Origin of the sequence: Acinetobacter sp. YH12211 (assembly GCF_013418015.1) — a bacterium.
GTDB lineage: Bacteria > Pseudomonadota > Gammaproteobacteria > Pseudomonadales > Moraxellaceae > Acinetobacter > Acinetobacter towneri.
In genome coordinates, this window is record NZ_VPCW01000026.1 from 24,731 (window position 1) to 33,102 (window position 8,372).

Annotated in this window: 11 protein-coding genes; 6 read left to right on the forward strand and 5 right to left on the reverse strand. The window is 40.4% G+C overall.

The window, feature by feature from the left end; translation table 11 throughout:
- Positions 1–84: 84 nt before the first annotated feature.
- The gene (locus FTU98_RS11185) at positions 85–417 is read right to left on the reverse strand and encodes a HopJ type III effector protein (RefSeq protein ID WP_136144551.1); all 333 of its coding nucleotides are present in this window, start codon (positions 415–417) and stop codon (positions 85–87) included.
- Positions 418–651: 234 nt separating this feature from the next.
- Here FTU98_RS11185 and crcB point away from each other — a divergent pair, with 234 nt between their 5' ends.
- A complete protein-coding gene (crcB, locus tag FTU98_RS11190; RefSeq protein WP_004974593.1) occupies positions 652–1,029 on the forward strand; it encodes a fluoride efflux transporter CrcB in 378 nt (125 codons plus the stop codon).
- A 213-nt stretch (positions 1,030–1,242) separates the two neighbouring features.
- Here crcB and FTU98_RS11195 read toward each other — a convergent pair whose 3' ends face one another.
- A complete protein-coding gene (locus tag FTU98_RS11195; protein WP_004974599.1) occupies positions 1,243–1,491 on the reverse strand; it encodes a type B 50S ribosomal protein L31 in 249 nt (82 codons plus the stop codon).
- A gap of 277 nt (positions 1,492–1,768) precedes the next feature.
- Here FTU98_RS11195 and FTU98_RS11200 point away from each other — a divergent pair, with 277 nt between their 5' ends.
- A complete protein-coding gene (locus tag FTU98_RS11200; protein WP_004974600.1) occupies positions 1,769–2,050 on the forward strand; it encodes a type II toxin-antitoxin system RelB/DinJ family antitoxin in 282 nt (93 codons plus the stop codon).
- Positions 2,050–2,370 (forward strand): type II toxin-antitoxin system PemK/MazF family toxin, encoded by a 321-nt coding sequence (locus FTU98_RS11205; protein WP_131260605.1) that lies wholly within the window; start codon positions 2,050–2,052, stop codon positions 2,368–2,370. The genes FTU98_RS11200 and FTU98_RS11205 overlap by 1 nt, the downstream gene beginning before the upstream one ends.
- A gap of 158 nt (positions 2,371–2,528) precedes the next feature.
- On the opposite strand, the gene FTU98_RS11210 is transcribed toward FTU98_RS11205, so the two are convergent.
- The 3 genes from FTU98_RS11210 to FTU98_RS11220 form a co-directional block, all read right to left on the reverse strand.
- Positions 2,529–3,827 carry an AarF/ABC1/UbiB kinase family protein gene (locus FTU98_RS11210; RefSeq protein WP_004974602.1) on the reverse strand — a complete coding sequence of 433 codons (1,299 nt, stop codon included), beginning with the start codon at positions 3,825–3,827 and terminating at the stop codon, positions 2,529–2,531.
- Positions 3,828–3,972: 145 nt separating this feature from the next.
- A complete protein-coding gene (locus tag FTU98_RS11215) occupies positions 3,973–5,337 on the reverse strand; it encodes an MATE family efflux transporter (protein ID WP_004974603.1) in 1,365 nt (454 codons plus the stop codon).
- 38 nt (positions 5,338–5,375) lie between these two features.
- Positions 5,376–5,837: a DMT family transporter gene (locus FTU98_RS11220; protein WP_004974605.1), complete on the reverse strand. Its 462-nt coding sequence runs from the start codon at positions 5,835–5,837 to the stop codon at positions 5,376–5,378.
- 122 nt (positions 5,838–5,959) lie between these two features.
- Here FTU98_RS11220 and hemW point away from each other — a divergent pair, with 122 nt between their 5' ends.
- From hemW to FTU98_RS11235, 3 genes are all read left to right on the forward strand, one after another.
- On the forward strand, positions 5,960–7,114 hold the full coding sequence (gene hemW / locus FTU98_RS11225) for a radical SAM family heme chaperone HemW (RefSeq protein ID WP_131260602.1): 1,155 nt from the start codon (positions 5,960–5,962) through the stop codon (positions 7,112–7,114).
- Positions 7,115–7,255: 141 nt separating this feature from the next.
- On the forward strand, positions 7,256–8,239 hold the full coding sequence (locus FTU98_RS11230; protein WP_180051423.1) for a DNA cytosine methyltransferase: 984 nt from the start codon (positions 7,256–7,258) through the stop codon (positions 8,237–8,239).
- A gap of 31 nt (positions 8,240–8,270) precedes the next feature.
- Positions 8,271–8,372: MerR family DNA-binding transcriptional regulator (locus tag FTU98_RS11235; protein ID WP_180051424.1), on the forward strand; the 102-nt coding region annotated here is incomplete at its 3' end.

Below are 8,372 nucleotides of genomic sequence, written 5' to 3' on the forward strand. Positions count from 1 at the left end.
CTTAAAATAAAAAGCCGTGTGAGGCTGTTTATAATCAGTATCGCACGGCTTTCCTATCTAAATTTAAAACTAAAATACTAAAAATTATTTGGCGCTGAGTGCTTGTCCTTCAAATTGGATGCCATCCCAACCATGTTGCATAAACTGGCGAATATTTTGGTGGTCACTGCTTGTCGGGTTTGCACGTACCGAGGCATAGTGTTCTGCAAACAAACTGAGGGTTTGTGCCTGATCTAAACCTTTTAACTGAGCAAAAGAAAACACTTTGGCGCTGCCCTGATTTTCAGTGGCCGCATTGTTTTGTTGTCCATTTTTAAATGCGGTTGGGGTGTGGTTATAGTGTGCTTCAATGAATGCAATCACATCGGCAAATGTTGCACTGCCTGCCTCAACTTGAGCCAATAATTCTTTTGCCATGACATCCTCCACATGTGCCTAAATTGAAATAATATGCAGACTAGCGCAATTTGGTTTTGAGTGGAAAACTTTTTCGTGTATTTAACTTATGTGATTTAGGAAGATGTAAAATCTGAGCAAAGATATGGATGCTTCGGGCAAGAATATCTTGAAATACAGAGAGAGATCACATGTGACTAAAAATTATGGCTGTGAGAAATACACGACATAGCCGCAAAAAGGACAGTAGAACAGATGAATTGGCTATTGGTGGCAATTGGTGGTGCATTGGGGGCAAGTTTACGTTATGCCGCAAGCCTGTATTTATTTAAATCGGCACAGCATTTTCCATGGGCAACGTGGTCGGTCAATCTGTTTGGCTGCTTTTTGGCAGGTGTATTTTTTGCATTGAGTCAGAAATATCCTGTGTTGCAGCAGGAAGCCCGCTTATTACTGATGGTAGGTATTTTAGGTGGCTTTACCACTTTTTCCAGTTTTAGTTTGGAAACTTGGCAACTCTTAAGACATGGACAGCAAGGTATGGCGTTTAGTTATGCGCTTTCCAGTGTGGTTTTGGGAGTGATGTTGCTGGGATTGGGTTTTTATGTGATTCAACAGTTTTTAAAACATTAGATTAGGGTCTGTACCAAATCAATCGTTGAGTAGAAAAATCCATTAGATAAAAATTATAAATAAAAAGAAGCCCAAGCTGGAGGAGAGTGCTTGGGCTTTGAAGATAGAGAATATCCCATCGTTTCGATGATCAATCTTGCTATGTTTTAAATATAAAACAGAAAACTTAACTGAATATGAAGTGATTGTGAGATTTTGCAATAAAACTCAAGCTTAGCGTTTGAAACGTGCAAAGCGTTTGTTGAAGCTTGCCACACGTCCTTCATTGCTGGTTTGACGTTGTTCGCCTGTGTAGAACGGATGCGATGCGCTTGAAATATCCAAAGTCACATAAGGATATACTTTGCCTTCATATTCTTTACTTTGGCTGCTTTGTAAGGTGCTGCCAATCACAAAATAGGCATTGGCGTTGGTGTCGTGAAATAAAACTTCACGATATTCTGGGTGGATATTCGGACGCATGAGATTTCTCCAAACTAAGTGTATATTTAAGTAAATGTTATAACATAACATTTGATTTGGCAAATAAAACCCACATGCATTCTTTCTAGTGAGTTTTACATAAAAATTATCCAATCTTTTTCTAAACCCGTTGTATAAGGGCTTTCATTGAGGGAATAGTGTCTGCACAGATTAAATAATTTTTTCTATTTGAAGTGAAAAGGCATCGTAAGAACAAGTTTGACCCGTGCCATTTTAAGGCATAAAATGGCATTTAGTGGTGTAAATGGAGCATATGATGACAACATTGGTAAAAAAACGGGTTCAATACACGGTTGATCAGGCAATTATGGAATCAGCAGAATACATTATGACAAAAGTTGGTCTGACGCCTGCTACTGTAATGAGCATGGTTTATGCTGAAATTGCACGAACTGGCAAAATACCTGTCACGACTCAGGTGAGTGACGAGGATTTGAATACAGCAAGATTAATCGCGATGAGCCATAATGTTCCTAGTGTAAAAGTGTCTAGCGCTGCTGATGCTGCTGCTTTTTTAGAAGATGATGGCGGCTACTAATGACCCAACAACTCTATTGGGCTTATGTTGGCTTTACAGATATTGCCGAGGGTAAGACCAGACCTGTGTTGTATATTCGCCAAACGGACACCGACTATGTTGTATTTCGTTTAAGTAGTCAGTACGAAAATAAGTCTGCTTTTATTAAAAGCAAATATGTGGAAATTAAAAACTGGCAACAGGCTGGTTTAAAAAAGCCATCGTGGATTGATACAGTACAAACATATCAGCTGCCTATCCAAAAAACACAACTCACTTATATTGGACAACTGTCTGCCGATGATCTGGAATGCTTAATCAAACACCTTGAAATTCAATAATTTGAATTTCATCGTTTCAACTTGAATGAATCGGTTTAGATAACAAAAAATCCTCCTACATTTGGGAGGATTTTTTGTCTGGATTATAATTTTAGTTACGGAGCATAAAACAGATTGGGCTTTATTTTCAGCATCCTTTGCTGAGTCCAAAGTTGAGTCTAAGCTCGCGGTGGAACCAACTCCTCAAAAATATCATTTAAATTATCATGTACTTTTAAATGAATTAAATTCCAATAATGCCCTGAAACAGTTCGATTCACCATTAAGGTATCGGGAGAAGGCTTAAACACATCCCAATATTTCAATGAACTTTTGACCAACTCAACGCCATCATGATGGGCAGAATTTTCAGCAAAATCATAATGTGTGGTTAGCGGACGCATCAGCACTTCTAACCATTGCAAATATAAATCTTCAGGGAATTTACCCAATGCAGAAATTGCCTGCAGTGCATCTAGATGCTGTTCAATTTCGGCAATATCTTGCGCACGCGCAGCATGAATCAGTTGTCGAAAATGATGCACTACATCATTCGATAGAGTTTTGACGCCGCCGTAATCATAAATCACCACAGAACCATCTTGGCGGAACGCAAAGTTGCCCGGATGCGGGTCGCAATGAAAGCGTTTTAAATAAAAGATTTCTTGACCCATGGCACGCAATAAACGTCGTCCCAAAGTGTTGCGGGTACGCTGTGACCATGTGCTTGCCGTTTCTATATTTTCACCTTGTTCCAAACTTAAGGTGAGAATATGCCGCGAAGAATAGTCTTTAAACACTTGTGGGATAATAATTTTATCATCCAAAGCCGCGTGAAAGGTACGCGCTACTTCTAGGTTTTGTGCCTCAATCTGGTAGTTCAGCTCATTGTCTAAACTTTCCTGAATTTCCTGAAATAGACGGTCTTGTAATTTACGGTCTATTTTAAGTACACCCATTAAACGCAGTGCCAAACGGACTTGTTTCAGGTCACTTTCGCAGGCTTCATCGACCCCAGGATATTGCACTTTGACCACCACTTGCTCGCCATTGGGTAAAATGGCTTTATGCACTTGCCCAATAGATGCGGCTGCAAACGGAGTTTCATCAAAGTGTTTAAAAATTTTGTCGAGCGGTTTACCAAGTTCTTTTTCAACTTGTGCCTTAATTTCAGCAAAAGGCATGGCAGGTGCTTGGCGCTGTAATTTACTGATGGCTTTGGCAACTTCAGGCGGAAAAATATCTTTATATTGCGAGGCAATTTGCCCGACTTTCATCACCGCACCTTTCATTTCGCCTAAGGTATCAGCAATTTGGATACCAATATCCTGAAACAATTGGCTGCGTGCCGCATTTTTTTGTTCTTCATCTGCGGTGAGGTTTTTAATCGAGTTCGATACCGTTTTGGTTGCAATACTTGCTGTCATGCTCGCAAGTTTCATAAAGCGACGACCAGGTGTACGCGCCGTTTTTGCCATGCGATGTTCCTCAAGATCATCTTTACTATCTTTTGATCATAAGTGTTCGTGAGCAAAATGCCTACTTTTAATTGTTAAAGTATTTTTTGATCACAAGACCCACGTGCCAAAACGTATTTTGGCATGTAGGTGAGTAGGCTGAGGTTTATGCTGTAAATTGGCGTTCCAGTCGTTGATTGTTGAAATATAAACGGGTCAGAAGTAACACACAGGCAATGCTTAAACCGACAATCAGCCCGACCCAAACCCCTGCAGCGCCCATACTGCTGTAACGAGTTAAATACACGCCAATGGGGAAAGCCACAACCCAATAAGCAAGCATGGTAATCCACATTGGGCCCTGAGTGTCTTGCATGCCACGCAAACAACCTGCTGCGCTAATTTGCCATGCATCCATGAGTTGATAGGCAATCGCAAATAATAATAGAGACATCGTCACTTGCGCCACTTGCGGGTCGCGGGTGTAAATTGAAATGATTTCAGGACGGAAAAACCACATCAGCGTCATTGTAGAAAAGGCAAATACAGTTGCAGTTGCAAAGCCTAAGCCTTGTACTTTACGCATGGCGTGAATATTTTGTTCGCCATAATATGTGCCAATACGAATGGTCAGGGCAATTGCCAAAGACATGGGAATCATAAATAACTGAGATGTGACTGACATGGCAATTTGATGGGCTGCCAGTTTGGTTTCTCCCAAAGGACTGATTACAATGGCGGCAGTACTAAAAATACTCACTTCAAAGAAAATGGCTAAACCAATTGGTAGTCCTAATAGCAAAATGCGTTTAATCCAGACCGCATCAATCGCTTCCCATTGGCTAAATACCTGTGTGCTTTGATAGGCGCGACTTTTAAAAATATAAAATGCCAAAGTTATAAACATTAACCATTGCAAAATAGCAGTGGCAAAACCACAACCCGCACTGCCCAGTTCAGGCAGAGGCCCCCAACCATACATAAACATAAAGTTCAGTGGAACCAATAAAGCCAATGCCAACAGACTAATTACGGTCACAGGGCGTGGATAGCCCAGTGCTTCTGAATAACCGCGCAAAGCGGCATACATGGTCACGGCAGGCATCCCAAAACCGATGGCATGTAAAAATAAGCCTGCTTTGGGCTGTAAATTTTCAGGCACACCAAATAATGGCAATAGTGCAGGCATGAGCTGTAAAATCAGCCCTGCAATCACACCTAAAATAAACGCAATCCATAAAGACTGACGGGCGATGGTTGCAATTTTTTCTGGGGTACGCGCGCCTTTAGCCTCGGCGACTAAGGGTGTGGTAGCAATCATAATGCCACTGAACAGCAGCATAATGGGCATCCACAAACCGACCCCAACGGCAATAGCAGCTAAGTCGGTGGCAGACATGTGACCTGCCATAATGGTATCAATCAGACCTAAACCTGCTTGCGCAAATTGTGTGACCAAAATTGGAATCATCAGTTGAAAAAGCTGTTTTAATTCAAAACGGGTCGTGGTCACAGAATGTATATTTGACACAAAAAATCTCAATGCATGAGGTGCTTAGCGTTTGGGTATTAGCGTTGTAAAGTGAGAAGCACACCAATAAAAATCACCACGCTACCTAAAAGACGTTGCCAATTGATACTGACTTTATCAGTGCCCAAGAACCCAAAATGATCAATCAGCATTGATGTGACCATTTGTCCAAAAATAATCACCCCAGATAAAGTGAGTAAACTTAGTTTTGGAGCACTATAAATACTCATGCTGATGGCATAAACCCCTAGACATCCGCCAATCCATAAATACCATGGGATGTTGAGCAAGGTGCTGAGGTTGGGTTTTTCGACTTGCTGAAAAAATACCAGTATGGCTAAAACTATTGTACCAACCAAAAAAGAGAAAAGGGCAGCTTGTAACGGAGAATATAAATATTCACGCAATTGGCTGTTGATTGCAGTTTGAAAGGCCATTGCAATCCCGATGCCCATCGCCAGTGGCAAAATTAAGAGTAATTGGCTGGATATCTTCATCATTTTCACATTTTTTCTTATTAAACAGATTCTAGTCTAAAGCAAATTCTAGGGAATACATCAGTGTCCTGCTGTAGTCATGTTAAAATCTGTATCACTGTTTTGATTTTGCATTGAGTCTGTCTTTGAATCCACTTCAACCCATTGATATTCCTTTATCTTTATATATTCACATGCCGTGGTGCGTGCGTAAGTGTCCGTATTGTGATTTTAATTCACATGCTGTGCCTGACGGTAAGTTGAGTTTAGATTTAGAACAGGAATATCTACAGGCTTTGCTGGAAGATTTTAAAACCCAGACTCAGTTTGCGCAGGGGCGGAAAATTCACAGTGTTTTTATTGGCGGTGGCACACCTTCGCTAATTTCAGCACAGGGGTATCAATGGTTATTTACACAGCTGAAAGCCGTGCTAGCTTTTGAAGATGACTGCGAAATTACGTTGGAAGCTAATCCGGGAACAGTGGAGCATGATCCCTTTGCAGATTATTTGGCTGCAGGCATTAACCGTTTGTCGATTGGCGTGCAGAGTTTTAATACTGAGCATTTAAAAAAATTAGGGCGTATTCATTCTAATGATGATGCGATTGCCGCAATTGGCTTGGCGCGTGAAGCGGGCTTTCAGCGAATTAATGTCGATTTAATGCATGGCTTGCCTGAACAGACTTTGCAGCAAGCACTGCAGGATTTAAAACTGGCAGTGGAACATGGTGCAACGCATATTTCATGGTATCAATTGACTATTGAGCCTAATACTGTTTTTTTCCGCACTCAGCCAATTTTACCTGTAGATGATGTCTTGGAAGAAATTCAAGCGCAGGGTGAAGCCTATTTAACTGCGCAAGGTTTTGTGAATTATGAAGTGTCTGCATGGCGTAAAGAGTTGCCGTCTGCACATAATTTAAATTATTGGCAGTTTGGCGATTATTTGGCGATAGGTGCGGGGGCGCATGGCAAAGTGACTTTGCATGATGGTGTGTATCGCTTCCAAAAAACCCGTTTGCCGAAAGATTACTTAGCCAAAGTACCTGCGGAAAACTTGCAGTTTAAAGCAATTGCAGCCGATGAGTTGCCATTTGAATTTATGATGAATGCACTGCGCCTGAATGATGGGGTTGAGGCAAACTTGTATACTGCCCGCACAGGTTTAAACTTGGATGATTTGCAGGATATTTTAAATACATTGCGTCAGCGGCAATTGTTGCAGGATGATCCGAAGCGATTGGCATGTACTGCGCAAGGGCATGTGTTTTTAAATTCGGTGTTGGAAGCGTTTTTGTGATTTGAGTTCAGCTCAGGCATCTGTCCTAACGCTTATCGAATATTGTGCTAGAGCGACAGCTTGTGTCTTGCACTGCATGCTATTTAAGGTAAATTTTGTTATTGTAATGGCTTTGTTATTGTATCGCCTTGAAGGTTTGAGATGAACTCTACTAGTCCAAAAGTTTTAAAGGCTCATGGTGAATTAGTGGTAAACAAAGAGGAAAACCTTTCCCTCTTTGAATCAATCCCTTTTTATCCAGAATACCCAAGTAAATTTAAATTTATTGACCTATTCGCAGGAATTGGTGGATTTCGGCTAGCGTTACAAAATCTTGGTGGCGAGTGCGTATTTTCATCAGAAATAGACCTATATGCCCAAAAAACATATTCCGTCAATTTTGGTGAAACGCCTTATGGTGATATCACTTTAGAGTCTACTAAAAATGCGATACCTGATCATTTCGATATTTTATGTGGAGGCTTCCCTTGTCAGGCTTTTTCAATTGCAGGTAAAAGATCTGGATTTGAAGATACACGCGGTACGCTATTTTTTGACGTTGCGGATATTATAAAACGGAAACAACCTAAAGCTTTCTTTTTAGAAAATGTTAAAGGCTTAATTAGTCATGATAAGGGAAATACACTTAAAACTATTTTAAAAACATTAAGAGATGATTTAGGTTACTACGTTGCTGAGCCTCAAATTATAAATGCTAAAGATTTTGGTGTTCCCCAAAATAGAGAGCGAATTTTTATTGTAGGCTTCCATAAAGATACTGGAATTCAAAATTTCTCTTATCCACAACCATTAAATAAAAAAACCTGTTTTGCCGATATAAAGGAAACTCAGGTTGTACCTACTAAATATTACTTATCTACACAGTATTTAGATACCTTGGAAAAGCATAAAGCTCGACATGAAAATAAAGGAAATGGTTTTGGTTACGCTATTATTCCAGATCACGCAATTGCCAATGCCATAGTTGTAGGTGGAATGGGGAGAGAGCGTAATTTAGTTATAGATCATAGAATTACAGACTTTACTCCAACTACTAGAATTAAAGGAGAGGTAAATCGGAAAGGTATTCGGAAAATGACGCCAAGAGAATGGGCACGGTTGCAGGGGTTAATAACTGCTAGTTGAAATCTACCTATTTCTATATTATTATATACAAATGAGTAGATATGTTAGTATTGGCGTTGCAGCTAAAACACTGGGTGTTTCCATCCAAACCCTAAGAAGATGGGATGAGGAAGGCACTTTAGTCGCAGATAGA